The 25,946-nt window shown below is 37.2% G+C and carries 24 protein-coding genes; 19 read left to right on the top strand and 5 right to left on the bottom strand.

Going from position 1 to position 25,946, the window contains the following annotated elements:
* Positions 1–98: 98 nt before the first annotated feature.
* From MHI04_RS20510 to MHI04_RS20490, 5 genes are all read left to right on the top strand, one after another.
* The gene (locus MHI04_RS20510; protein ID WP_036128475.1) at positions 99–1,190 is read left to right on the top strand and encodes an AI-2E family transporter; all 1,092 of its coding nucleotides are present in this window, start codon (positions 99–101) and stop codon (positions 1,188–1,190) included.
* Positions 1,191–1,201: 11 nt separating this feature from the next.
* Complete coding sequence (locus tag MHI04_RS20505) at positions 1,202–1,825, top strand: NUDIX domain-containing protein (protein WP_036128472.1); 624 nt, start codon at positions 1,202–1,204, stop codon at positions 1,823–1,825.
* 136 nt (positions 1,826–1,961) lie between these two features.
* A complete protein-coding gene (locus MHI04_RS20500; RefSeq protein ID WP_036128470.1) occupies positions 1,962–2,426 on the top strand; it encodes a hypothetical protein in 465 nt (154 codons plus the stop codon).
* 21 nt (positions 2,427–2,447) lie between these two features.
* Positions 2,448–2,639 carry a hypothetical protein gene (locus MHI04_RS20495; RefSeq protein ID WP_036128468.1) on the top strand — a complete coding sequence of 64 codons (192 nt, stop codon included), beginning with the start codon at positions 2,448–2,450 and terminating at the stop codon, positions 2,637–2,639.
* Positions 2,640–2,656: 17 nt separating this feature from the next.
* Positions 2,657–3,265, top strand: coding sequence for an alpha/beta hydrolase (locus MHI04_RS20490; protein ID WP_036128466.1), 609 nt, complete (start codon positions 2,657–2,659; stop codon positions 3,263–3,265).
* Between the two features lie 46 nt (positions 3,266–3,311).
* Here MHI04_RS20490 and MHI04_RS20485 read toward each other — a convergent pair whose 3' ends face one another.
* The 3 genes from MHI04_RS20485 to MHI04_RS20475 all read right to left on the bottom strand — a co-directional run bounded on the left by MHI04_RS20485 (position 3,312) and on the right by MHI04_RS20475 (position 7,721).
* Entirely contained in the window at positions 3,312–5,423 is a 2,112-nt protein-coding gene (locus tag MHI04_RS20485; protein ID WP_271911177.1) for an MMPL family transporter, read from the bottom strand.
* Positions 5,424–6,062: 639 nt separating this feature from the next.
* A complete protein-coding gene (locus MHI04_RS20480; protein WP_058844748.1) occupies positions 6,063–7,079 on the bottom strand; it encodes an inorganic phosphate transporter in 1,017 nt (338 codons plus the stop codon).
* A 21-nt stretch (positions 7,080–7,100) separates the two neighbouring features.
* Complete coding sequence (locus MHI04_RS20475; protein ID WP_036128422.1) at positions 7,101–7,721, bottom strand: DUF47 domain-containing protein; 621 nt, start codon at positions 7,719–7,721, stop codon at positions 7,101–7,103.
* A gap of 423 nt (positions 7,722–8,144) precedes the next feature.
* Between MHI04_RS20475 and MHI04_RS20470 the strand changes: the two genes are divergently transcribed.
* Together MHI04_RS20470 and MHI04_RS20465 are read left to right on the top strand one after the other, a co-directional pair.
* Positions 8,145–8,831 (top strand): ABC transporter ATP-binding protein, encoded by a 687-nt coding sequence (locus tag MHI04_RS20470; RefSeq protein ID WP_036128420.1) that lies wholly within the window; start codon positions 8,145–8,147, stop codon positions 8,829–8,831.
* 1 nt (position 8,832) lies between these two features.
* Positions 8,833–10,152 (top strand): FtsX-like permease family protein, encoded by a 1,320-nt coding sequence (locus MHI04_RS20465; RefSeq protein ID WP_036128417.1) that lies wholly within the window; start codon positions 8,833–8,835, stop codon positions 10,150–10,152.
* Between the two features lie 61 nt (positions 10,153–10,213).
* Here the strand turns inward: MHI04_RS20465 and MHI04_RS20460 are convergent, their stop codons facing one another.
* Entirely contained in the window at positions 10,214–11,374 is a 1,161-nt protein-coding gene (locus MHI04_RS20460) for an SAM-dependent methyltransferase (protein WP_249646072.1), read from the bottom strand.
* A 199-nt stretch (positions 11,375–11,573) separates the two neighbouring features.
* Between MHI04_RS20460 and putP the strand changes: the two genes are divergently transcribed.
* From putP to MHI04_RS20400, 12 genes are all read left to right on the top strand, one after another.
* Positions 11,574–13,061: a sodium/proline symporter PutP gene (gene putP, locus MHI04_RS20455; protein WP_249646073.1), complete on the top strand. Its 1,488-nt coding sequence runs from the start codon at positions 11,574–11,576 to the stop codon at positions 13,059–13,061.
* 135 nt (positions 13,062–13,196) lie between these two features.
* Positions 13,197–14,483 carry a GTPase HflX gene (hflX, locus tag MHI04_RS20450; RefSeq protein ID WP_249646074.1) on the top strand — a complete coding sequence of 429 codons (1,287 nt, stop codon included), beginning with the start codon at positions 13,197–13,199 and terminating at the stop codon, positions 14,481–14,483.
* A 413-nt stretch (positions 14,484–14,896) separates the two neighbouring features.
* Entirely contained in the window at positions 14,897–16,384 is a 1,488-nt protein-coding gene (locus tag MHI04_RS20445; RefSeq protein WP_036128411.1) for a peptide MFS transporter, read from the top strand.
* A 205-nt stretch (positions 16,385–16,589) separates the two neighbouring features.
* Positions 16,590–17,735 (top strand): M20 peptidase aminoacylase family protein, encoded by a 1,146-nt coding sequence (locus MHI04_RS20440; protein WP_036128409.1) that lies wholly within the window; start codon positions 16,590–16,592, stop codon positions 17,733–17,735.
* Positions 17,735–18,559, top strand: coding sequence for a GNAT family N-acetyltransferase (locus MHI04_RS20435; protein ID WP_058844744.1), 825 nt, complete (start codon positions 17,735–17,737; stop codon positions 18,557–18,559). The genes MHI04_RS20440 and MHI04_RS20435 overlap by 1 nt, the downstream gene beginning before the upstream one ends.
* Positions 18,560–18,580: 21 nt before the next feature.
* Positions 18,581–19,687, top strand: a complete 1,107-nt coding sequence (gene menC / locus MHI04_RS20430; RefSeq protein ID WP_342535129.1) for an o-succinylbenzoate synthase — start codon at positions 18,581–18,583, stop codon at positions 19,685–19,687.
* 42 nt (positions 19,688–19,729) lie between these two features.
* Positions 19,730–20,782, top strand: a complete 1,053-nt coding sequence (locus MHI04_RS20425; protein WP_036128403.1) for a membrane protein — start codon at positions 19,730–19,732, stop codon at positions 20,780–20,782.
* A gap of 285 nt (positions 20,783–21,067) precedes the next feature.
* Entirely contained in the window at positions 21,068–22,018 is a 951-nt protein-coding gene (locus MHI04_RS20420; protein ID WP_036128401.1) for an ABC transporter permease, read from the top strand.
* A complete protein-coding gene (locus MHI04_RS20415; protein ID WP_036128399.1) occupies positions 22,011–22,964 on the top strand; it encodes an iron chelate uptake ABC transporter family permease subunit in 954 nt (317 codons plus the stop codon). The genes MHI04_RS20420 and MHI04_RS20415 overlap by 8 nt, the downstream gene beginning before the upstream one ends.
* Positions 22,961–23,722, top strand: a complete 762-nt coding sequence (locus MHI04_RS20410; protein WP_036128397.1) for an ABC transporter ATP-binding protein — start codon at positions 22,961–22,963, stop codon at positions 23,720–23,722. The genes MHI04_RS20415 and MHI04_RS20410 overlap by 4 nt, the downstream gene beginning before the upstream one ends.
* Positions 23,723–23,788: 66 nt before the next feature.
* Positions 23,789–24,814, top strand: a complete 1,026-nt coding sequence (locus tag MHI04_RS20405) for a siderophore ABC transporter substrate-binding protein (protein WP_342535128.1) — start codon at positions 23,789–23,791, stop codon at positions 24,812–24,814.
* 1 nt (position 24,815) lies between these two features.
* Positions 24,816–25,130, top strand: coding sequence for an antibiotic biosynthesis monooxygenase (locus MHI04_RS20400; RefSeq protein WP_036128393.1), 315 nt, complete (start codon positions 24,816–24,818; stop codon positions 25,128–25,130).
* 91 nt (positions 25,131–25,221) lie between these two features.
* On the opposite strand, the gene MHI04_RS20395 is transcribed toward MHI04_RS20400, so the two are convergent.
* Positions 25,222–25,761, bottom strand: a complete 540-nt coding sequence (locus tag MHI04_RS20395) for a hypothetical protein (RefSeq protein WP_036128391.1) — start codon at positions 25,759–25,761, stop codon at positions 25,222–25,224.
* Positions 25,762–25,946 lie beyond the last annotated feature (185 nt).

Genomic DNA, 25,946 nt, shown 5'->3' with positions numbered 1-25,946 from the left:
AGTATCATTGATTTTGTTTAAAAATACTAGGATACTTGCGAAATGGGTAATATATCAGTAGTATTTTCAGTAACTGTGAAAAAAGGAAGTGAATAAAAGTGACGAGGAAAGTTTGGTTTCAAGTAGGTGTAGGGATATTAATTACACTACTAATCATTAAATATTTTATAGAGATTCATTGGATTTTTTCACCATTAGTCATCATATTAAAAGCTATTTTTGTCCCTTTACTACTTGGCGGTGTCCTCTATTATGTGACAGAACCGATCCAGAGATTTTTAGAAAAACGTAGATTTCCTAGATGGGGAAGTATTTTGACGATTGTATTTGGGCTAATAGCCATTGTAGGGATTTTTGGTTGGATTATTGGTAATCCGATTGCTGAGCAGATCAATAAATTAGTGAAGAATGCCCCTATGATTAGTACAAGCATTAGCACAAGCATTCAGCAACTAACAGACTATGTAACGCAAAATAAAGATAACTTCCCACAGCAATTAAATGATGTTATTGAAAAAATGGCGAATTCAGTACAAGATGTTGCAGTAGTGGCGAGTAAAGGATTTATGTCTTTTTTACAATCCATAGTGTCCGTATCGTTATTAGCTATATTAATTCCGTTTTTCTTTATTTTTATGCTGAAGGATCATGAGAAATTTGCACCATCCATCTATAAGTATTTCAGTGGTGAACGTCAGCAATGGGTAAAGAAAACGTTAAGTGAAATTGATGATGTATTACGTACTTATATTCAGGGCCAACTGCAAATTAGTTTTTTATTAGCACTTATTATGTATGTCGGCTATTTAATTATTGGATTAGACTATTCGTTGCTGCTAGTAATCTTCGCGTTCTTTATGAACATGATTCCATTTATCGGACCTTGGATCGCCTTTGCGCCAGCGCTGATCGTAGCAGTTATTCAGGATCCTATTTTAGTTGTGTGGGTATCCGTTGTGACGCTTGTTGCTCAGCAAATTGATAGCAACTTTATCACACCTAATGTTATGGGGAAATCCCTTGATATCCATCCACTAACCGTGATTACAATTATTCTAGCAGCAGGTAATATAGCAGGTTTTATTGGAATTATTATCGCTGTACCATTTTATGCAGTATTAAAGGTTATCGTATCCAATATTTATGATCAACGTAATGCGATTAAGAAAAAAGCGACGAAGTCAGTATAGGAGTCGAAACAATGGAACAAGAAATTGTAAAGGTATTTAATGAGCAGCATGAGCAAATAGGGACAGCTACGAGAGCAGAAGTACATGAAAAAGGGCTTTGGCATGAGACTTTTCATTGCTGGCTTGTCAATGAAGACTATATTTATTTTCAAATACGTAGCTCACAGAAAAAGGATTATCCAGGCTTACTCGATATTACAGCAGCAGGACATCTTTTAGCGATTGAGACTGTGGAGTCAGGTATCAGAGAAGTAAAAGAAGAATTAGGCCTCCAGATAGATGTCCATGAAGTTGTCAAAATGGGCATGACCTCTTGTAGTATCGTTTCCGAAAATATGATTGACAATGAATTTTGCCATGTCTACATATACCCTTTCGAGCACGATTGGGATTCCTTTGATTTACAGTACGAGGAAGTATCAGGTGTAGTGAGAGCAAGGCTAAATGAGGCTGAGGCTTTCTTCTTGGGAGAAACAACAACACTTAATATTGAAGGGTACGAGTATTTCCCTGATGGTCAACGAGTGAAAATTGTCAGACCAGTTGGCACCACGCAATTTGTTCCTTATCGAGAATTGTATGTAGCACAAGTGATAAAATTTACACGCGAAAAGATATTTAATCAAACATCATAAGAGGGAAAGTAGGACAAGCTATCAATGTAAGCTTGTCCTACTTTTTGGGCAAAAATGATTTAGAAACTACACGATATAACAGTAAAAAATACGTTATACTGTAAGATAGATTGTAAAGAAAAGGAGCATTTTTAATATGCTAACATTTGAACAAAAACAAGCGATTATTGAATCGTTTTCTGGACTAACAAAAAAGGAGATTTCATTAAAACGCTTAAATTATCACTATATGGATAGTCTTTATGAAAAGACAATTGTAGTGGAAAAGCTTCACCCAAATGGCAATGGCTTTGTCTTTGTTGGGGATTTATTACGCTATGAGCAAGAGGCTACTGATAAAGGATTAGTGAATATCCGTGATTACGATGAGCAACAGCTACGTGAGATTATTGAGGATTCTATTCAGTATTTATCAGAAGAAGTAGAAGAGCAGGAGCCGATTGTAGAGATTTGGCATAGCCGAGATGGTGTGAAATTACAGCTAGCGTTTGAGCAACGTTCTTGGAATGTGTATCATGGAGAAAATCTTGAAGAGGCATTTGGTACGTATGACGCGGCAAAGGAATATTTACTAGAAGAAGGCTTTCGTACAAAGAAATAAACATACGGGGGATCATCATAAATGAACGGAAAAAAATTAGTGGGAATTGTAATTGTTGTTTTAATCGTGGCATGTTTATTTTCAGTTTTTACCATTACTAATTTTTATAAAAACCATGAGGAACAGCCGAATCGAGAAAATCGAGAAATTAATAAGTCAAAGAGCTTGAATTTAATTTTGCCACAGGCTACAATTATCTCGAATTCAAGATAATCGAGAGGTGATTGTTAGTGCAACACATTTTTTATAAAGGTACAGATGAAACAAAACCGACGTTGCTATTGTTACATGGCACGGGTGGTAATGAAGAAAGTTTAATTGGGTTGGCAAAAGAAATAGATGAAACAGCCAATATTTTAAGTGTACGTGGAAATGTTCTTGAGCATGGGATGCCGCGATTTTTCCGTCGATTAGCAGAAGGCGTCTTTGATATAGAGGATTTAATCTTTCGAACTAAAGAGCTTCATGACTTTTTACAGGAGGCGGCACAGCAATATGGCTTTGATCGCCAACGAATTGTAGCGATTGGCTATTCAAATGGCGCTAATATTGCAGCAAGCTTATTATTCCACTATGCTGATGCATTAGCAGGAGCTATTTTACATCATCCAATGGTACCAAGACGTGGAATAGAATTACCTCAACTTTCTTCTACGCCTGTTTTTATCGGTGCTGGAACGAATGATCCGATGTGTACAGCACAGGAGTCTGAGGATTTAGAAGCGCTTTTAACGTCTTCAGGTGCAATGGTCACGACAGCTTGGTTTAATTTTGGTCATCAGCTAACAATGCCGGAAGTACAAGCAGCAAAAGAATGGTATAACAGTATCTATGTTTAATTGAAAAATCCGCCTCTTTTCCTAAAGGAGGCGGATTTTAATGATTTTATTTACTTTTCTTTGAAAAAGGTAGCCACCAGTTCCAATCACCAAATAATTTCATGAGACTTGGCACAAGCATAAGACGAATAATCGTCGCATCAATAGCAACGGCAATGGCTATACCAACACCAATTTGTTTTACAGGCATCACGTCTGTGAAGGCAAATGCCCCTGTAATAACAATCATAATAAGCGCTGCCGATGTAATAATACGGCTAGTGGATGTTAACCCATCAATTGTTGCGTGTGTATTATCTGCCCCTTTTAAATATTCTTCTTGGATACGAGAGATTAAGAAGACTTCGTAGTCCATACTTAAGCCGAACACCAGACAGAAAACAATGACTGGAATAATTAGTACAATCGGGCCTGCTTCAATACCAAAATGTCCATATTGGAAAATATAAACGAGTATACCGAACGCAGATGAAAGCCCAATAATGTTCATAATAATTGCTTTTAACGGTATTAAAATCGAACGGAATGCCAGCATTAAAATAAAGAATGTGGAAATGATGATAATGGCTATAGCCAAAACTATTTTATTCGAAATTTCATCAAAAATCTCTTGGTTGAATTTAGCGGGTCCTCCAAGCGCGAAATCTACACCTAAATCTTGATCCATCCAAGATCGGGCAAATTTTTGAGCAGTAGTGGAAGAGCCCGCTGCATCGATGGTAATAGGGATAAATAATTGAGTATCTTTTGAAAAAGTATTCATTACAGACTTTAACTGTTCCGCAATCTGTGGAATTGCTAAAGAAGTAGAAAGCTCCTCAGGTGTTTGAATGTTAGCAGCTGTATAGACTGTTGAAACATTTGTTACTAGGGAGTCCTTTAATAGCTTTTCTTGAATAGCATAAATGAGCTCTCTTCCTTCAGCATCCTCCCAGCCTTCTTTTCGTTCAGCTAATAAATATAACGTAGATGATTCACCCAGTCCAAACGTTTCATCTAATTTATCATATGCTGCACGTGCATCATATTTAGTTGGCAAGGAGTCAACCTGTGGAATCGTTAGTTGTATGTCCTTTAATGGGAGCATACCAATGCCAAGTAATAATAAAGCAGAGATTACAATGGCTATTGGATGTTTCATGACAAAGCCTGCAAAGCCACGCCAACGATTGGCACCACCTGGTTTAATGCGTATTAGACGCCATTTATTGAGTTTATCTCCTAATAGCATCATAGTGGCAGGGAGTAGTGTCAAGCCAGAAAGAACGGCTAACAGGACGACTATGGTACCTCCTAGAGCGATATTGTGAAAAATCTCTACATCAATAACGATCATAGCGCCTAAGCCTATCATGACACAAACAGCAGAGAAAATGATGGAACGCCCTGCTGTTTGTATAGCAGTTTGAATAGCTTGGACTATAGAGGTGTGCGCACGCTCTTCTCGGTAACGATTAATAAACAACAATGCAAAATCAATGCTTAAAGCAAGCCCGAGCATTGGGACAATATTTAAGACGAAAATGGATAGATTCACACTACCACTAAGGAGCGTCATTATACCGAACGCAGTAACAACTGTTACAACACCAATGATGATTGGCAAAATAGAAGCAATCACTGTACCAAAAGCCAATAAGAGAACAACGATGGCAATGGGTAACCCAATGGCTTCAGCGGAAGCTAAATCTTTTTGACTGGCTGTATTAATGTCAGCAGAAATAACGGGTCCTCCCGTAATGCTAACGCCGTCTTCTTCAATTAATGATCGAACATTTTCTACAATGTCAGAAAGATTCTCCACATCATTTTTTAAATGAACCATTGCATAGGCAATGTCATCTTTACGTAAAGAGGAGTCTTCTAAAGGTGATTGGATTGAATGTATGTCTTTTATGCTATCTAGTTTTTTTAAAGTGTCTTTCATTTGTTGATCTTCAGCTGGATCAAAGACAATTAAAATCGTATCAGATGGTAGATCAAAGTTTTCTGCTAGCTCATTTGTCACATAGGTATGGTCGGCTTCAACAAAAAAGCCATCACCCTGAAGTTTACCTGGAAGCTGTAGAGCAAAATAAGCCATTGCTAGAAAAATAATAAGCCATATCGCTACGATTGCTTTTGCATGTGCTGTAATAAATGCCGAAAAAGTTTTCATAGTTGTTAATGCATCCCCCTTCTCAAATAGTGTAAAGGATGTGTCACATTTTGTCGTGTGACAAAGTAAAGATATTGGACAGGAGTCTTTCATAGTGTTGAAAAACAAAACCATCCATAGAATTTATGTGAAAGGTGAAAAAGGATTTCCGTTGCAGGCTACTTGCTTTCCTGTGGGCGAGCGCCGAGCCGCTTCCTCTGCTACCGCTCCGTTTAGAGGCTCGCCTGTCTCGCTATTCCCACGGGAGTCAAGTAGCCTTCCACTCCAATCCATAAAAAAGTGAAGGTATTCACTACTCTTTTATGGAGGGGTGTTGTCACACATCACTTCTCCAAATTGAAAGTAAGAGGCTATTCTCTCTTATAATATAAATAATGGGCTATTTTGTTCAGGAAAAGACACTTTGCAGAATGGTTGATTGGAGTGGAGCCAGTGTCACTCCTAGGGGATCTAGCGTCACAGAGGAGACCCTGGAGCGAACGCAGTGAGTGAAGCGGCCCATCGGACGCCCCCTGGAAAGGACGCTGGCGGAACGGAAATCAACCCCTCGTCTTACCAAATTGCTTATTATGCCGTTGACATTACCTTTTTTCAACAACATGAAAGACTCCTGTCCATCTATTGGACAGGAGCCTTTTATTAAAAGAATAATGATAAGAGGAAATAAATAACAGATGCCATAACGGCTGAAATTGGCATTGTAATAATCCAAGTAGTGACAATCTTGCGGGCCATACCCCAGTTTACACCACGTACACGCTGTGCAGAACCAACACCCATTATAGATGAAGAAATAACATGTGTGGTTGATACTGGTAAGTGGACTAACGTAGCCCCAAAAATGACAGTAGCGGAAGCTAAATCTGCTGCTACACCGTTAACAGGGCGGATTTTCATAATTTTACCGCCAACGGTTTTGATGATTTTATAACCACCTATCGATGTACCTAGACCCATTGCTGCTGCTGCTGCTGCACGCACCCAGAACGGTATTTCATCTCCTGTATGCAAACCACCAGCAATTAACGCCATTGTCATAATCCCCATTGCTTTTTGTGCATCGTTTGTCCCGTGGGTAAATGATTGAATGGCCGCAGTGAAAATTTGCATAGTACGGAAACCTTTATTTGTTCGATATAAGTTTAAATTTTTAAACCATATTTTAAATAGCGTCATCATAATAAAACCTGCGCAAATAGCAAGTATTGGAGAAAAAACTAACGCCATAATAATTTTAGTAAAGCCACCATAGTTTAGTACATTAAAGCCAGCAGAAGCGATAGCAGCGCCGGCAATAGAGCCAATCAATGTGTGAGAAGAACTAGATGGAATACCAAAATACCATGTCAATAAATTCCAAATTATAGCTGAAATTAATGCAGCTAAAATAACGACTGAACCGGTTGTGTCACCTTCAAAAGCATTTAAAGAGAAAGGGTCTACAATATCTTTTGTTAGAGCTTTTGCAACTCCTACAAAGGTAATAGCACCGATAAAGTTCATGGTTGCTGCCATGATGATTGCTACTCGAGGTGGCAATGCTCTAGTGGAAACCGAAGTTGCGATAGCATTTGCTGTATCATGGAAGCCATTGATAAAGTCAAATGTAAGGGCAAAGATGACGACCAGTACGGTTAGTATAATGATTGTGTTCATTGTAAAGTGCCCATCTCCTAATTATGCGTTGCGCATGATAATTGTTTCCATAGTATTTGCTACGTTTTGACAATGATCAGCGATATCTTCAAGTTGTTCATATATATCTTTAAATTTAATGAGGCGAATTGGATCTTTTTCATTTAAAAATAATTTCTTAATGGAAGAACGCTGTACCTCATCACATTCACGTTCATAGTCTTTAATAAGAATTGCGTGTGGACGCATGCCAATTAGATTCTTTTTCTTTAACTCTTCAGTCGCTTTAACAATTTCATCAGCACTTTTAGAAATAAACCCTAAGAACGTACGCATGGATTCATCGATTTCTGTCAGGGAAAACATTTCAAAGTGTGCAATACAGTGTTCTGTTCCATCTAAAATATCATCCATACGAATGGCAAACTCTAAAATATCCTCACGTTCAATAGGTGTCATAAATGATTTGTTTAGCATTACGATCAGTTCATGAATGAGCTTATCGCCAGCAGTTTCGTAATTTTTCATTGTAATGCTAATCTCTTTTAGGTCAGCTACACTGTTAATACGAAAATCATTTGCGTAATGTACAGCCTCTCTCATATTTTCAGCAATTTTATGCAATGCAATAAAGAAAGGGTCTTGTTTTTTTGAGTTAAGCATGTAAATCGAATCCTCCTGGATGTAAATAAAATTAATCGACCTCTAAACTTTATTATCATAACAAAATCTTTAATTTATCTACATAAAAACTTTATATTCGACATGAAAATTTACATTCCTGTAATATTTATTTCGTTCACAAAAAGAAAGGGGAACAGACTGTATTTATTTTTATAGATACAGGTAAAGTCCTTATTTAATAAGGAATTACCTTATAATTTTTTCTGTTTGGTACAGATTACAACGAAAAATAGGATGAATAACAAGAGAAATAGCATGATGAATTGTAAAGCTAATGTAAATACGTTTGTACTATGAGGAAGTCTTCTTATTCTTAAGAATTTCTTCATTTTTATCCTTCCTCTTTATTAAGAATTGTTTTCTACAATGGGAAATGAATGAGAAAGGAGCGTTTATAAACAAATGATTCAAGTTGAAAACTTACAACATACATTTTTAATTGGTAAAAGAGGGAAGGAAAAACAGGTTCCAGTATTGAAAGGTGTGAACTTTGAAGTTAATAAAGGAGAGATTGTTGCCATTGTAGGAAAAAGTGGCTCTGGCAAATCGACCTTATTACAAGTTCTTGCTGGTTTTATGAAAGCTGAACAGGGGTCTATTAAAGTAAATGGTAAGGAAACAGCCCATCTGACTGAAACAGAAAGTGCTGCTTTTCGCTTACGTCAATTTGGCTTTATTTTTCAAAACTTTCAGTTGATGCCGGGTTTAACGGCTTTCGAAAATATTGAATTACCTTTAAAACTACAGGGCTTACGTAAGGCTGTACGGAAAGAAAGGGTAAAGAAATTAATGGACAAAGTTGGTCTGACAGAAGTGGCAGATCATTATCCTAATGAATTATCTGGTGGACAACAACAGCGTGTCAGTATTGCGCGTGCCCTTATCACAAATCCTCCGATATTGCTTGCTGATGAGCCTACAGGAAGTCTTGATTCAGAAACCGAGCAAGATATTTTATTGCTTATCCAGAGCCTAAACCGTGAGCTAGGGCTAACCTTTGTCATTATTACGCATGATGAAGAAGTGGCCACGATAGCACATAGACGTTTTCGCATGTATGATGGCGAACTTGTAAAGGAGGAGGCTTAACATGTTATTTAAAGATCAACTAGATTTTGTAACACAACATATTAAGAAAAATAAGCTGCGCGTGTTTATGACGATATTAGCTGCAACGATGGGCTGTGCTTTTCTGATTGTGCTAGCATCCGTTGGTTTTGGATTACAGGAATCTTTACGCAATGAAATTCTTTCGAATGAAACAGTTACGAAAATTCAAGTATATGGCGATAAGCAATTGACAGAAGAGCAAGTACAAGAAATTAAAAATTTGAACCATGTAGAAACGGTGCTTGAAACGATAAGTGTGAATGCTTCTGCACATTCCTTTTTAGGTGATCGTGATACAACCTCTAATTTAATTTTGTCGGATATGCAGGACTTTGAGCAGGTGAACGGCAAGCTTGCAAAAGGACACTATCCAACAAAGCCAAATGAAATTGTTGTAGGCTATCATTTTGGTCAAACATTATTGAATGCGGCAGAACGCAATATTATTGAAGAAAAGAGTAAAAAGGCTGAAGCAGAAGGAACATACTATGATGGTAGTGAAGAAGGCTATAAAGAATCATTAATTGGAAAAAATATAGAGCTTTCCTTAGTGCCTCATACTGGCACAAATGATGAAACGCAAAAAATGGCCTATACAATTGTTGGTGTGATGGAGAAGCCTTCTTATGATTGGATGGTTGATAACGCCATTCACATGGATAAAGCACAAAAGTCAGTGTTAGCTGAAAATATACCTGCCAATAGTGATATCAAAGAAGATGAGCTATTTTACTCAGAATTTAATATTTATGCGGATACTTTAGAAAATGTAAAGCCGATTTTGGAGAAGTTAAAGGGTAAAGGCTATAGTGTCTATTCAGTGACCGAACAATTAGATCAAATGAATGTATTTTTCCTTGTACTAAAAATTGGCTTAATCTTTGTAGGGACGATTGCGGTGCTGATTGCTTCTATTGGTATTTTTAATACAATGACAATGGCTGTCACAGAGCGTACACGTGAAATCGGTGTGTTAAAGGCGATTGGTGCAAGTCCGAAGCTTATTCAACGATTATTCTTAATGGAGAGCACGTTTATTGGTATTTTTGGAACGTTTATTGCGGTTGTTATTTCGTATGCCATCAGCTTTGCGGCTAACGCAGCATTACCATTGATTCTTAAGGCAGCGACAGGAGAGGAGGCTTTTGCAACAAATGATATAATATTCTCTCTTATACCATGGCAATTAGTCATTATTGCAGCCGCCATTAGTATCGGAGTAGCGATGATTTCAGGCTATCGTCCAGCACGCAAAGCGACTAAAATAGATGTGATTCAAGCTTTACGACAAGAGCTATAATAAAAGGCGGTCCATTTCAAAGATGGATCGCCTTTCTATTAGGGAAGGAGTACCCCGTAGATTATAAATAATCTTTTAACTCTTTAGCTAAAAATGGTGTGGCATTGAGCAATTTTAAGAAGGCATCATAGCTGGCGCGTTGCTCTTCACTAGGTTTTTTACCTGTTTGATATGCTCGGATTAAAATGTTTTTAGGGGTATTTTCCATATCAATAAACTCTAAAAGCTGTGCCTCATAGCCAACCAAGGATAATATTTCAGCACGAATAGCATCTGTGGCTAGTGCTGCAAAACGTTCTCGAACAAGACCGTGTTGCAACATAATATCAAGAGCTGGCGTATTTAATTGACGATTTAACTCATGCTGACAACAAGGGACACTTAATATTACACTGGCCCCCCATTTCACAGCACGAGCTAGTGCCATGTCTGTCGCAACATCACATGCATGTAGTGTTACCACCATGTCCACAGCAGATTCATCATTATAATCATTAATATCTCCTACAAGAAATTCGAGCTGGTCATAGCCTAGATCCTGTGCGATTCTTGAACATTCTTCAATAACCTCTTTTTTTAAATCTAAACCAGTAACACGAATGTCTAAGCCCTTTTCGATTTTTAAATAATGATACAAAGCGAAGGTTAAGTAAGATTTACCCGAACCAAAATCTAAAATACGCACTTGTCGATCCTGAGGTAAGTAAGTTAAAGCATCATCAATAAATTCAATGAAACGATTAATTTGCTTAAACTTATCGTATTTTTGTTTCTTTACTCTCCCTTCCTCTGTTTGTACCCCAAGCCGAATTAAAAATGGATAGGGCTGGTCATCAGATAGTAAATAATTTTTTTTTCGATTATGAGCTAAATTGACTTGTTTAGGGGAGGTCGATTTATTAGATTTCCAAAGGACCTTATTCTTTTTGGATAATTGCACATGTACTTTTTCATCTACAAAATCGATATGTGCTTGACGATAATCCTCAAAAATGGCTTCAAGCTTGTAAGGGAAATCGGCCACTTCAATATTTTCATGTTTTAAAATGCGTTCATATTGGTATTCAATTTGTATATGATAATGATTTTTTAACATTAATGGCTTTAATTTTATACGTTTGATTTCGTTCGATTTCATGCGTGGTTGACTGATTGTAGCAGTCACAAGCTGTTGCTGTAAAATTTGCTCAATGAGCAGAGCTTTCATTTCTTCAAATGTCATACATTTTCGCCTACTTTATTGTGTAATAGATGGCACTAGTTTAACACATTTTATAATAGACAATGGCTACTTTGACATTCGGAAAAATTTTAATAAAAATTCTGAGTATTTATAGGTGGAATTGTATATTCATGGTATCTTAAATATAGTAATTCTTTTTGAATTGGAGATACTAAAGAGGAAAAAAGGAGGAGAAAATATGTCAGATAACATGTATCAATTATTAGCAATTATTATTTACATGGTCGCCATGCTAGCAATAGGTTGGTATGCATTTGTGAAAACATCCAATTTAACAGACTATATGCTTGGCGGTCGTTCCTTAGGTCCAGCGGTTACTGCGCTAAGTGCAGGTGCTGCGGATATGTCTGGCTGGCTCCTTATGGGCTTACCAGGTGCGATATTTTTATCAGGTCTTGTGGAAGCTTGGATTGCGATTGGACTTACAATAGGGGCTTATTTAAACTGGCTGCTTGTTGCACCACGTTTACGGGTTTACACACAGGTTACGAATGATTCCATTACCATTCCAAGTTATTTGGATAATCGATTACGTGATAATACTAAGCTTATTAGGATTGCTTCAGGTATTATCATCCTATTATTTTTCACGTTTTATGTATCGTCAGGAATGGTAGCAGGAGGCAAGTTTTTCGAGAGTTCATTTGGTTATGATTATCACACAGGGTTATTAATCGTTTCAGGCGTAACAGTTGCCTATACCCTATTCGGTGGGTTTTTAGCGGTTAGTTATACAGATTTTTTACAAGGGCTTATTATGTTTTTAGCACTTATTATGGTACCGTTATTCGGGCTATTTGTAACAGGTGGGATAGGAGATACAATTACCTCTATTAAAGCGGTTAGTCCAGATCTTCTAAATTTATTACCAGCCACTGCGACAGCGGCAGGAATTATTTCTTCAGTTGCTTGGGGATTAGGTTATTTTGGACAGCCACATATCATTGTTCGCTTTATGGCAATTAGCTCTGTGAAAGAAACAAAGCAGGCTCGACGTATTGGTATTGGCTGGATGATGTTAAGTTTATTCGGTGCTATTGGGACAGCTTTGGTAGGGGTAGCCTATTATGAGCAAAACGCTGGTGAGCTGAAAGACGCTGAAACAGTATTTATTGTCCTAGGACAAGTTTTATTCCATCCATTTATAGCCGGTATTATGCTGGCGGCTATTTTAGCAGCTGTTATGAGTACCATTTCCTCACAGCTTATTGTGACTTCCTCAGCGCTTGTAGAGGATATTTATAAAGCTTTATTTAATAAAACAGCAGATGATAAACATTATGTGTTTGTTGGGCGTATGGCTGTATTAGTTGTTGCAATTATTGCAGCAATCCTAGGGTGGAATCCAGATAGTTCCATTTTAAGCTTAGTTGGCTTTGCTTGGGCAGGATTTGGTGCAGCGTTTGGACCTATTATTTTACTCTCTTTATATTGGAGAAAGCTCACGAATTATGGGGCACTTAGCGGAATGATAACAGGGGCTGCAACTGCGTTTGTTTGGGGTAAAGTGGATGTTTTATCAAGTGCTCTATATGAAATTGTTCCTGGCTTCTTTGTTTGTTTAATTGTTGCGATTGTTGTCAGTATGCTGACATATAGACCAAATAAAGAAATTGAAGAAGAGTTCACTCGCTCAGAGACAATACTAAAAGAAGAAAGAAAATAGTTAAAATGCGCCTTTTCTTAAGAGGCGCATTTTTTAGAAAAATAGCTGAATATCAAGAGATACGAAAAAGAGTTATATATGGTAAAATGAAGAAAATTTGTCGTAGAGACACCAAGCTTTGGTGGGAGGTTTCTAATGGATAGAATTAAGGAAGTCGATGTATTACTTGAAAAGGCCATATTAGTTGGCGTAAATTTACGAAATGATGAGCATTTTGATTATTCTATGGAAGAGCTAAAAAATTTAGCAGAGGCCTTGCATGTGGAAGTAGTAGGCGTTGTCACGCAAAATTTGGAGCGTGTTACACCGTCTCATTATGTGGGGACAGGTAAAATAGAAGAAATCAAAAATTTTTATGAAGAAGCGCAAGCAAATCTTGTTATTTTTAATGATGAATTGTCGCCTTCTCAAATTCGTAATTTAGAGCGTGATTTAGCAACGAAGGTTATTGATCGAACAATGCTTATTTTAGATATTTTTGGAAGACGGGCAAAAACACGAGAAGCACAAATGCAGGTGGAATTAGCTCAGTTACAATACATGCTACCTCGCTTAGTGGGCTTACATGCCTCTCTAAGTCGTCAGGGCGGTGGTACTGGAGGCGGCTTTAAAAACCGTGGTGCTGGTGAAACGAAGCTTGAATTGGATCGACGAAAAATTGAAGATCAAATTGCTAAAATTAAAAAGGATCTTGAGCACGTTAAAGAGCAACGAGAAACACAACGTAAACAGCGTCGAAAAAATGCACTCCCAGTTGTATCAATCGTCGGCTATACAAATGCGGGTAAATCAACCATTATGAATCAGTTGCTTGCCCAAATAGGGCAAGAAGAACATAAACAGGTTTTTGAAAAGGATATGCTTTTTGCTACACTTGAAACTTCAGTTCGTCAAATTGAACTACCCGATAAAAAGACATTTTTACTGACAGATACAGTTGGTTTTGTTAGTAAATTACCCCACCATTTAGTAAAAGCGTTCCGATCCACATTAGAAGAAGCGCGAGATGCTGATCTTTTACTCCATGTTGTTGATGTTTCAAATGCAGAGCATGGATTTATGATGGATGTGACAAATGAAACGCTGAAGGCGGTTGGAGTAGAAGACATTCCAACAATCTATGTTTACAATAAGGCTGATATAGCAGATGTTCCTTACCCTGTAGTCAGCGGTGATAATATGTGGATTTCAGCAAAACAAGGGATCGGTTTAGAGGAATTAATACAATTGATTCGTCAGCATATCTTCTCTCATTATGTGACGTGTGACATGTTAATTCCTTATGACCAAGGCAACGTTGTTTCTTATTTAAATGAATATGCCTCTGTTTTTAATACAGCCTATGAAGAGGGCGGTACATTATTATCGCTTGAAGTAAAGGCAGCAGATTATGCCAAGTACCAACAATATGTTGTCAATTAAAAAAATGTAGATCACCCAAAGCATGCCAAAGGATTTTTGGCATGCTTTTTGTGATTAGTGGGAATAGTAGAATCTAGAACTACATGACAGGACTTCGTAAATTTTATAGACAAAATAGTGTGAATTTGTATAATAAGTAAAAAATCCGAATGTTAAATATTTTAGAATAATTTAAAGCTTTTATGTCAGTTTTCTGAAAACAAAGAATGAGAAAACTTAGATATATCAAAGGATTTAATATTTTGTGCTATAACCAATCAGAATTTATAGAAAAATGACAAATTTTCAACATTTTTTAAAACTCTTGCTAAAGATAATAAAACGCTTTAGTATGATGAAACAAAGTTTTTTTATCCTTAAATTAGGGTAGTAATGTTTTTGGAGAATAATTTTTATTTGGGAGAGGGTATTGTATGTCTAGTAAAGATGAAGTTGTAAAATCTGTCCCTCAAAATGGCTTTGTTGGACACCCTAAAGGGCTCTTTACTTTGTTTTTCACGGAATTTTGGGAACGTTTCTCGTATTATGGAATGCGAGCAATTCTCATCTTCTTTATGTATTATGAATTGAATGAGGGTGGCTTAGGTCTAGACCGCGGAACAGCGAACTCTATTATGGCCATCTATGGCTCACTTGTTTATATGTCTGGTATTATAGGTGGCTGGATTGCCGACCGAGTTTTAGGAACACGTAGAACCATTTTTTATGGTGGCGTGTTAATTATGATCGGTCACTTACTGCTAGCATTGCCTGGCGGAGTGACTATGTTATTTGCTTCAATGGCATTTATCGTCATGGGTACAGGTTTATTAAAGCCAAACGTTTCAAGTATTGTTGGGGACATTTATGCTGAAACAGATAGCCGCCGTGATGCAGGTTTTTCTATTTTCTATATGGGTATTAATATGGGGGCATTCATTGCGCCATTTATTGTCGGAACAATTGGACAAAAATATAGCTTCCATCTAGGCTTTGGTTTAGCTGGTCTTGGAATGTTTGTTGGTTTAATTGTTTACAAATTAACAGAGAAAAAGTATTTAGGCTTAGCAGGATTACAAGTTAATAATCCATTAAAGCCTGAAGAACGTAAAAAAGTCTTTACACAATTCGGAATTGTAGCCTTACTTATCATCATTTTAGGTGCTATTGGTATTAAAACGGGTACATTAACAATGAATGTATTCAGTTTTATTATTACGGCACTAGGTGTATTAATTCCAACTGTGTTCTTCATTTATATGTATCGCAGTGAAAAAACTACGAAAGATGAGAAGTCTCGCCTACTTGCTTATATTCCATTATTTTTATCAGCGGTAATGTTCTGGGCTATACAAGAACAAGGGGCAACAATTTTAGCTACGTATGCAGATGAGCGTACTCAGTTAAGTATTGGAGGCATTCAGCTTCAATCTTCATGGTTCCAGTCGTTGAATCCTTTATTTGTCATAACATTGGCACCATTATTTGCGATGCTATGGCTTAAATGGGGGGACAAGCAACCAACTACACCACGTAAGTTTTCATATGCATTGTTTTTTGCAGGTCTCTCATTCTTAGTAATGATGATTCCAGCATACTTATCTGGTGGGGAAACGTTAGTAAGCCCTTTATGGCTAGTCCTGTCATTCTTCCTAGTAGTGGTTGGTGAGTTATTATTATCACCAGTTGGTCTATCTGCTACAACAAAGTTGGCACCGCAAGCCTTTGCAGCACAAACTATGTCATTATGGTTTTTAACAAGTGCCGCAGCACAAGCAATTAATGCGCAATTAGTAAAGGTTTATGAAGTTGTAAGCGAATTCACATACTTCGGCTTCTTAGGTTCATTATCTATTGTGGTCGGAATTATTATATTAGTACTTTCACCGATTATTTCAAAAGCGATGAAGGGTATTAATTAAAAGAAAGATGCAAGTACAGTTTGATTAGTAACTGTACTTGCATCTTTTTTTGCTATCTAAATAAAAGTCTATCTAAGAAATTTAGAGTGAAATATATTATCGTAAGTAGTTAATTTATTGAATGTGGGTATAAGTTTCTATGTAGATAATAATCATTTTCGTTATAATAGTCTTAATAATATGAAAATTTAAGGGGTTGGAAGCCATGAAAGAAGAGTTAGATTATTTGAGGCCAAGGTTAATGGAGATTTTTACGTATTTACATGCAAATCCTGAAATTAGCTGGCATGAAGTAGAAACCACCAATTATATAGTTGAGCTATTAACACAGGAAGGATTTTCTCCTATACGGTTTAAAAATTCCACAGGTCTATACGTCGATGTTGGCCATGGATATCCAAAAGTGGGGTTAAGAACAGATATAGATGCCTTATGGCAGGAGGTCGATGGTCATTTCCGTGCAAATCATTCCTGCGGTCATGACGGACATATGACGATGGCCATTGGTACGCTATTACTTTTAAAAGACTTACAGCAATCATTTAATGGTACAATTCGTGTTATTTTCCAACCGGCAGAAGAAAAGGGAACTGGAGCGTTATCTGTTTTAGAGGAAGGTGTTATTGATGACTTAGATTATTTATTTGGTGTTCATGTACGACCTGTCCATGAGCTAGAGGATGGTACGTATTGTGCTGCGCTCTATCACGGTGCCTCTCGCTTGCTTGAGGGGGAGATTATAGGGGAGGATGCCCATGCTGCAAGACCTCACCTAGGCATTAATGCCATTGAAGTAGGCGCAACGATCATTGAAGATTTAAGAACTATTCATACTGATCCTATGGTGCCAGTGTCTGTTAAGATGACGAAATTTCATGCTGGTGGAGATTCAGGCAATATTATTCCTGGTAATGCATCGTTTACGATTGATATTCGTGCCCAGCAAAATAATGTAATGGATGATTTAGCACAAGGGGTAAAGCGCGTTATAGATTCCTCTAAAATCTTGCATAAGGTGCAGATTGAATTACGCACTGTTGCGAATATTGTAGCTGCTGAAGTCGACACAAGTGCACAATACATGATGGAGCAGGCCATTATACAGGCTGTGGGATTATCGAATTTAAGAAAGCCAGTTCATACACCTGGTGGAGAAGATTTTCATCACTATGCTGTGCAACGACCACATTTAAAAACAACGATGCTTGGCTTGGGCTGTGGTCTTACACCGGGATTGCATCATCCAAAAATGAAATTTAAACAAGCAAGACTTGTCACGGGAGTTGAAATTCTAACGAGGGCAGTACTGCTAGCATTGGATTCAGGGCAGACAAAGGAGGCGTCAGCATAATGTTAGAGCAAGTGCGTATACAGAAAGTAATGACACCGGTAGAAATTGCAGAGGTCCAAAAATTGAATGCAGAAATATGGGGTAGCCAAGCAATTCCCTCCCATCAATTACTAGCAGCTGTACAAAATGGTGGGTTAATAGTAGGGGCATATTTAGGAGAAAAGCTAATTGGCTTTAACTATTGCTTCGTGGGTTATCAAGATGGCGAAATGTACTTACATTCGCACATGATTGGTGTAGAAAAAGCATATCGTGAACAAGGTGTAGCTGAATTATTGAAGCACGCGCAACAAGAATATGCAAAAGAACATGGTTTTCAGCTTGTCCGTTGGTTAATTGAACCGTTAGAAGTACGTTTAGCTAATCTAGCGTTTCTAAAACTAAATGCCACTAGCTATCAATATGAAAATGATTACTATGGCCCGCTCCAGGATGATTTTAATGAAGGACTACCTTCAGATAGGTTAGTCGTTGAATGGTGGATCGAGCGTGACCAAATGACAGATAGCCTTGATGAATTAGAAGAAATAGCGGGGGAGATTGTACCGTGGACATTAACCGTCGATGGCTTACCTGCGCTTGATGTGGAAAATGCATTTCAGATGGAGCAGTCCTTTTACAAGGATGCCTATCTCTTACCAATTCCACAATCTTTACAGAAAATGAAAGTAGAGAGTCCAAAACTTGCAGAGGATTGGCGTTATAAAATACGCACAATCTTAACTACATTATTTAATCAAGATTATGCCATTGTACGTATGAAGAAGCACCCAGAATATGTTCATAGCTATCTGTTAGTCAGACGCTCCTTATTAGCCTTATAATAAGGATAAGGAGTGAATATCGTGAGAGTAGAAAAGATAACGTTAAGGCACTTAAAAATGCCCATGAAAACACCATTTACAACGAGCTTTGGCACAGTCGATGAAAAAGAGCTGTTATTAGTAGAAGCAAGAGATGAGTCAGGAATTACAGGATGGGGAGAAACCGTTGCTTTTGTAGCACCTTGGTATACAGAAGAGACATTAAAGACCACATGGCATATGCTACAGGATTTTTTGATACCCATCTTGTTACATAAAGAGATTGGGCATCCAGATGAGGTCAATTCCTTATTTGCCCCTATTCGTCGAAATTGTATGGCGAAGGCTTCGATAGAGGGTGCTGTCTGGGACATCTATGCTCAACTAACGAAGCAATCACTTGCACAGGCATTAGGTGGCCAAAAGCAGCGTATTGAAGTCGGAGTCAGTGTAGGTATCCAGCCTTCCACTGCGCAATTAATAGAGGTAATAAAAAGTCATATTGAAAAGGGTTACAAAAGGGTGAAAATAAAAATAAAGCCTGGCTATGATGTTGAGGTAGTACGAGCAATCCGTGCGGAACTACCAGACTTACCTTTGATGGTGGATGCAAACTCTGCTTATACATTAGAGGATATAAATATACTTCAGCAGCTGGATGACTTTCGTTTATTAATGATTGAACAACCATTAGCTACGGATGATATTGTCGATCATGCAACATTACAGAAAAAGTTAAAAACGCCTATTTGTTTAGATGAAAGTATCACATCTTTTGAGGATGCCAGACGAGCGATTGAGCTTGGGAGCTGTGGTGTTATTAACATCAAGATTGGACGAGTAGGTGGTTTAACAGAAGCGAAACGAATCCATGATTTATGTAAAGTGAAACGAATTCCAGTTTGGTGTGGTGGTATGTTAGAAGCAGGGATCGGACGAGCACATAATATTGCCTTAACATCGCTTAGTCATTTTATTTTACCTGGTGATACTGCAGGTTCTAGTCATTATTGGTATGAAGATATAATTGTTCCTGAAGTAGTAGTGAAAGATGGTTATATTGAGGTGTCGCAGTCAGTTGGTATTGGGTATGCGCCTAATATGACTATTATTGATAAGTTAACGATTAGTACAGAGGTCTATCAATAAAGCATTAGTAAGTCAATAAAGGAAAAACAAGGAGAGAACTGATTGAAAAAAAGCTTGCAAGTCGGTGGGGCCTATGTAGGAATCATCGTTGGAGCTGGATTTGCATCAGGACAGGAAATTGTCCTCTATTTTACAAGCTATGGCTTTCAAGGCGTATATGGTGCGCTGTTAGCCATGGTTGGCTTCTCTATTGTTGGCATGTGTATTGCTCAAGTGAGCTCAAGACTCCGCACAGCCTCACATAAGGATTTGATTTATCAAATTTCAGGGAATACGATTGGCTTTGTGTTGGATTTTGTATTATCTCTCTTTTTATTTGGTGTAGCCGTGATTATGTTTGCTGGTGCGGGTGCAACATTTCAGCAAATGTTTGGACTACCTATTTGGCTAGGGAGTATTTGTATGATTTTACTTACAGTAGCTACGGTCATGATGGATGTCAAAAGCATTATTAATATCATTGCCCTTGCCACACCCTATCTACTAACAATTGTCTCTATTATCGCAATCTATGCTATAGCAACGATGGACCTTACCTTTGTAGAGCAGGCAGTTATTGCCCAACAGGTTCAAGTAAGTGCAAACAGTTGGTGGGTGACGGCCTTACTGTATATGTCATTCAATGTAGGGGTTAGCTTTTCTTTACTAACGGTTATGTGTGGTTCTATACGCAATGCCAAAGTTGCTGGCATGGGTGGCATAATTGGTGGCATTTTGTTAGGCGCTTTAATTTTACTTGTTAATTTTTCCCTTCTAGCAAAAATGAATATCATTGTTGGATTAGATATTCCAATGCTAGCCTTAGCAAATGAAATCCATCCTATAGTGGGCCTTTTAATGGCAATTTCCCTTTTGGGGATGATTTATAATACGGCCGTAGGAATGCTCTATTCTTTCATGGTAAGGTTTTTCGAGCCTAGTAAAGCTAGCTTTAGAGTAGCAGTTATTTTTATAGGTGGTCTCGGATTTCTAGCGAGTCTTGTAGGATTCACGACACTAGTCGCAAAGCTGTATGCAGTAATGGGCTATGTAGGTTTGGTGTTAATTATATTTATTGTTTCTGCGTGGTTAAGAGGTACGAGGAAGATTATTTAATATAAAAATGGTAATTGAGAGATAGCTTTTGTTCTCAATTACCTTTTTGTTTGGATAAAAAATTTGTAGAAATAGTGAATTATTTCAGTTGTAAAGTTTAGCGAACTTACTGATATTTTGTTTATTAGACACGTTTTTTAGTTAATACTCAATAAAACGAGAATAATTCTCAATTGTTGGTTGACTGAGAATAAAATCATGCTTATAATGGGAAACGTGAGTAATGATAATCATTTTCACTAGAAAGTGAATTACACACAAAAATGAAATCTACCGGGGATTACTATGAAAATAAGATATCTTTTAACAGCAACGATTGTGCTGTCTATTGTGTCGCTATTTATCGGAGTAATAGATATTAAGCCTAGCGACCTATTAGACTTTCAATCAGAAGAAGCTAGACTATTTTTAATTAGTCGTGTACCTAGACTTGTTGCTATTTTGCTAGCAGGTGCAGGTATGAGTATTGCTGGTTTAATTATGCAAAGCTTAAGTAGGAATAAGTTCGTATCGCCAACAACAGCTGGTACATTAGATGCCACGCGGTTGGGTGTATTGATTTCCATGATGTTCTTTACGAATGTCACGTATTTTCAAAAAATTTCCTTCGCTTTCATATTTGCTTTAGCCGGCACATTACTATTTATGCAAATATTAAACCGAATTAAGTTTAAAGATGCGATTTTTATACCGCTTATTGGCTTAATGTATGGAAATATTTTGTCCTCCGTTACAACATTCTTTGCGTACAAGGCGAATATTATCCAGAACATTTCTGCATGGTTACAAGGAGATTTCTCATTAATCATGAAAGGCCGTTATGAACTGTTATACATAAGTGTGCCAGTACTTATTTTAGCTTACATTTACGCAAATCGTTTTACTGTAGCTGGGATGGGAGAGGATTTTGCAAAAAACCTTGGTCTATCCTATAAATTTGTGGTGAATTTAGGCTTAGTGTTGGTAGCCCTTATCTCCACAACAGTGGTGTTAACAGTCGGTGTCATTCCTTTCCTTGGTTTGATTATTCCAAACATAATTTCACTGTTTAAAGGTGATAATTTGGCAAAAACCTTGCCACATACAGCATTACTTGGTATGTCATTTTTATTATTCTGCGATATCTTGGGACGTGTACTGATTTTCCCTTATGAAATACCAATTAGTATGACTGTTGGTGTAATTGGAAGTGCCATCTTCCTATTCATGTTGTTTAGGGGGAGAGCATATGCGTAATCGTACAAAAATGTTCATTTTACTAGGTCTTGCCGTAATAGCCATTTTATTGTATTTATTTTGGGCACTAAATGGTAACTATCATTATGCTTTTCCACGTCGTGTCATAAAGGTAGTAGCGATGTCGTTAACAGGTATAGCTATTGCCTATTCAACAGTAGTTTTCCAGACAATTACCCATAATCGTATTTTAACGCCAAGTGTCATGGGATTAGATGCTTTATATATGTTGATTCAAACATTCATCTACTTTTTCTTTGGCTCTACATCTATATTAGTCATTAATATTTACTATAATTTCACGCTTGCTATTGTAGTGATGATTATATTCGCTTTAATTTTTTACCGAGTATTATTTAAAGAAGGAAAGCGACCGATTTATTTTTTACTGCTTGTCGGAATGATTGTTGGTACGTTTTTAGGAAGTATTACGACGTTCTTCCAAGTATTAATCGATCCTAATGAGTTTTTAGGTTTACAAAGTAAAATGTTTGCAAGCTTTAATAATGTCAATTCAGATTTAGTTTGGCTAGCAGGTGTTATCATTTTAATAACGTTTGCATATGGTGCTCGCCACATGAATCAATTAGACGTGATGTCCTTGGGACGAGATACAGCGATTAATTTAGGTGTACCTTACGATAAGTTGGTACAACGTATGTTGATTTTAGCTTCGATCTTGATTGCCGTTTCGACGGCGCTCGTTGGGCCGATCACATTCTTTGGTTTAATTGTTGCAAATTTATCGTATCAGTATTTCAAAACATACAAGCATTCTATTTTGATTACTGGCTCCTGTGTCATGAGTATTATTGCTTTAATCGGTGGACAGTGGATGGTTGAACGTGTATTTGGTTTCAGTACTACACTTAGTGTCATTATTAATTTTGTGGGTGGGGTTTACTTCATCTACTTATTATTAAGAGAAAGTAGGTCAGCAGGATGATTCAAGTCAAAGAAATTACGAAGTTTTTTGGGAAAAAGCCTGTCGTTCAAGATGTAAGTGTTGACATTGTTTCAGGAAAAATCACATCTTTTATTGGACCGAATGGTGCAGGGAAGTCCACGCTACTTTCAATGGTAAGCCGTTTACTGAATGCAGATACTGGCGAAGTACTACTCGATAAAGCAGATGTACGTCGTTGGAAATCAGATGATTTTGCCAAGCGTGTCTCGATATTAAAGCAATCAAACTTTATGAATGTCCGTCTAACCATTCGTGAGCTTGTATCCTTTGGTCGTTTCCCTTATTCAAAAGGAAACCTAAAGCCTGAAGATGAAGAAAAAGTGGACGAAGCTATTCGCTACATGAATTTAGAAGATATGCAACAAAGTTATTTAGATGAACTATCAGGCGGTCAACGTCAGCGTGCTTTTATTGCAATGGTTATTGCGCAGGATACAGAGTATATCTTACTGGACGAGCCATTGAATAATTTAGATATGAAGCATTCTGTCCAGATTATGAAGATTTTACGTAAACTTGTTGATGAGTTAGGGAAAACAGTGGTCATCGTATTACATGATATTAATTTTGCTTCTGTTTATTCTGATAATATCGTGGCATTGAAAGATGGCCGTGTAGTTAAAAACGGTCCTACAAATGACATTATTAACTCAGATGCATTGAAGGAAATCTATGATATGGATATCCCTGTTCAAGAACAGGATGGCTGTCGAATTTGTGTTTATTTTAATTCGTAAAAATAGTTATCGATGGATCAACCATCAATTGACTATCAAATAAATTATTTAAAGGAGAATTTTACAATGAAAAAATGGAAATTACTTACGGTATTAATGGCAATGATGCTATTAGTATTAGCTGCTTGCGGTTCAAAAGACGAAGCAAAAGAAGAAGATAAAGGGACTTCAACTGACAAACCGGCTGAAGAACAAAATGAAGAATCATCAGTATACCCACTAACAATTCCTGGAAGCACGGTTGAAGGTCGTGATAGCACTACTACATTTGAAGAAGTAAAACTTGATAAAATGCCAGAAAAAGTTGTCGTTTTTGATAATGGTTTCCTAGATACATTAGATGCTTTAGGTGTTAATCCTACTGCTGTAGTACAAGATTCATTACCAGCTTACTTAAGCAAATATAAAGATAGCACTTATGTAAATGCAGGTACATTATTCGAGCCTGATTATGAAAAACTATCTGAAATCAACCCTGATATTATTTTCATCTCTGGTCGTGCATCAGCAGCTTATGCTGAATTATCTAAAATTGCACCTACTGTATATGTTGGTGTAGATAACAATAACTTCTTAGAGTCATTCAAAGCTAATACAGAATTAGCAGGTAAAATCTTTGGTAAAGAAAAAGAAGCAGCAGATGCAATTGCTGCCTATGAAGCAAAAGTAGAAGAAGTAAAAGCAAAAGCAACTGCAACAGAAGAAAAAGCATTAATCGTTTTAGGTAGTGAAGGTTCATTATCTGTATTTGGTCCTGGTTCACGTTTCGGTGTGATTCATGATGTGTATGGTGTAAAAGCTGTAGCTGAAGCTAGTGGCTTCAAAATCGAGTCACATGGTGATAATGCAAGCTTTGAATTCGTACGTGAGAAAAACCCAGATATCTTATTCGTTGTTGACCGTGACGCTGTTGTAAATGAAAACGGTGAATCAGGTACAAAAGCTGCAATTGAAAACGAAATCGTAAGTGCAACAAACGCTGTGAAAAACGGTAAAGTATTCTACCTAGATCCAGAAGTTTGGTACCTTTCAGGTGGCGGTTTACAATCAGAAACACAAAAAGCTGAAGATGTGTTAAAGGCGTTTAACTAATATGTTTGTACAAATTAAACGTATCGTTGTGACGGAAGGGAATTCGGATAAGGTTGTGGAACGTTTTGGTGCTAAGCCAAACAGTCCATCATTACTTGAACAACAACCTGGTTATATTGATAAACAGGTTCTTGTAAAGAAAGTTCGCCGCGGTGATGAGGAAGTGCTAGTGATGGTTCGCTGGGAATCAGAAGAAGCATGGAAAAATTGGGAGAAGAGCCCTGAGCATATTGCCGGCCACAAGGCAAGCGCAGGAAAGCCAAAGCCTGATCATATCATTGAAAGTGGACAAGAAGTTTATTATGTAAAAGGTTAATAGCCTTAAGGTGTCTCAAGAGATTGAGGCACCTTTTTTAATACATATAAAAGCAGGTCACGTTGATGATGGTGACCTGCTTAACTATATTTTAATGTTTAATTGATGTTTTTCGCCACCCACTAAATGTTGAATCCATATTAAAGGATATCGTGCTCTCATTGATGGACAATCCTGAAATGCTTGTATTTCCTTGCTCATCAAAATGATCTTGAGTCGTCGTCTCCATTTCTAGCCCTCTAGCATTGATGATGGTGTATTGTGGTGTCATATAGACAGAAGGTGAATCTAGGTTTAATCCAAAGGTAAAAGGATTGACAGATGCCATACTGGATAAACTTTCGGTCGAAACTCTTATAATGCCATGCTGCTCCATATAAAGATCCCTTTTTTGTTGGAATGTATCCTCAAATCCAGGAATATCACTAATAAGATTTGATACGGTTGAAATACCTTGATATGCTGCTAAAGTTTCTTGATAAGCTTTTAACTCGGATTGAATAATGACTTGCTCCATTCGATGTTGATCAATTGTAGGCTGTTTAATTGTAATTTCTTCAGCTGAGACAGAGATATTACATGAAAAAGTAGCCGTAAGTATGAAAATAGTTTCATTTAATGCATTTTTCAATATTAAATCACTCCCAGTACAAAAGAATTTATTGTTCACTAATGTTTAATTTATTGCTATAAAATCTTTTGTTCTAATAATACAGATATTGTAGTAATATTAAATTCAATTAATTTAGAATATTTTAGTAATTAAGGCAGAGACAAACATACAGAAAATAATATTTATTTCAAACCGTAAGTCCT

Source organism: Lysinibacillus sp. FSL K6-1151, from assembly GCF_038630755.1.
Classification (GTDB): Bacteria; Bacillota; Bacilli; order Bacillales_A; family Planococcaceae; genus Lysinibacillus; species Lysinibacillus fusiformis_D.
Note: the sequence above shows the minus strand (reverse complement) of the source record. Positions and strands in the feature narration are given on the sequence as shown.

Bases quoted from the DNA above. Each gene is read 5' to 3' on its own strand.
- MHI04_RS20505 (WP_036128472.1), top strand. From the start codon at position 1,202: ATGGAACAAGAAATTGTAAAGGTATTTAATGAGCAGCATGAGCAAATA.
- MHI04_RS20465 (WP_036128417.1), top strand. From the start codon at position 8,833: ATGTTATTTAAAGATCAACTAGATTTTGTAACACAACATATTAAGAAA.
- MHI04_RS20495 (WP_036128468.1), top strand. From the start codon at position 2,448: ATGAACGGAAAAAAATTAGTGGGAATTGTAATTGTTGTTTTAATCGTG.
- MHI04_RS20480 (WP_058844748.1), bottom strand. From the start codon at position 7,079: ATGAACACAATCATTATACTAACCGTACTGGTCGTCATCTTTGCCCTT.
- MHI04_RS20470 (WP_036128420.1), top strand. From the start codon at position 8,145: ATGATTCAAGTTGAAAACTTACAACATACATTTTTAATTGGTAAAAGA.
- MHI04_RS20415 (WP_036128399.1), top strand. From the start codon at position 22,011: ATGCGTAATCGTACAAAAATGTTCATTTTACTAGGTCTTGCCGTAATA.
- putP (WP_249646073.1), top strand. From the start codon at position 11,574: ATGTCAGATAACATGTATCAATTATTAGCAATTATTATTTACATGGTC.
- MHI04_RS20420 (WP_036128401.1), top strand. From the start codon at position 21,068: ATGAAAATAAGATATCTTTTAACAGCAACGATTGTGCTGTCTATTGTG.
- MHI04_RS20460 (WP_249646072.1), bottom strand. From the start codon at position 11,374: ATGACATTTGAAGAAATGAAAGCTCTGCTCATTGAGCAAATTTTACAG.
- MHI04_RS20440 (WP_036128409.1), top strand. From the start codon at position 16,590: ATGAAAGAAGAGTTAGATTATTTGAGGCCAAGGTTAATGGAGATTTTT.
- MHI04_RS20405 (WP_342535128.1), top strand. From the start codon at position 23,789: ATGAAAAAATGGAAATTACTTACGGTATTAATGGCAATGATGCTATTA.
- MHI04_RS20435 (WP_058844744.1), top strand. From the start codon at position 17,735: ATGTTAGAGCAAGTGCGTATACAGAAAGTAATGACACCGGTAGAAATT.
- hflX (WP_249646074.1), top strand. From the start codon at position 13,197: ATGGATAGAATTAAGGAAGTCGATGTATTACTTGAAAAGGCCATATTA.
- MHI04_RS20485 (WP_271911177.1), bottom strand. From the start codon at position 5,423: ATGAAAACTTTTTCGGCATTTATTACAGCACATGCAAAAGCAATCGTA.
- MHI04_RS20475 (WP_036128422.1), bottom strand. From the start codon at position 7,721: ATGCTTAACTCAAAAAAACAAGACCCTTTCTTTATTGCATTGCATAAA.
- MHI04_RS20500 (WP_036128470.1), top strand. From the start codon at position 1,962: ATGCTAACATTTGAACAAAAACAAGCGATTATTGAATCGTTTTCTGGA.
- MHI04_RS20410 (WP_036128397.1), top strand. From the start codon at position 22,961: ATGATTCAAGTCAAAGAAATTACGAAGTTTTTTGGGAAAAAGCCTGTC.
- MHI04_RS20400 (WP_036128393.1), top strand. From the start codon at position 24,816: ATGTTTGTACAAATTAAACGTATCGTTGTGACGGAAGGGAATTCGGAT.
- MHI04_RS20445 (WP_036128411.1), top strand. From the start codon at position 14,897: ATGTCTAGTAAAGATGAAGTTGTAAAATCTGTCCCTCAAAATGGCTTT.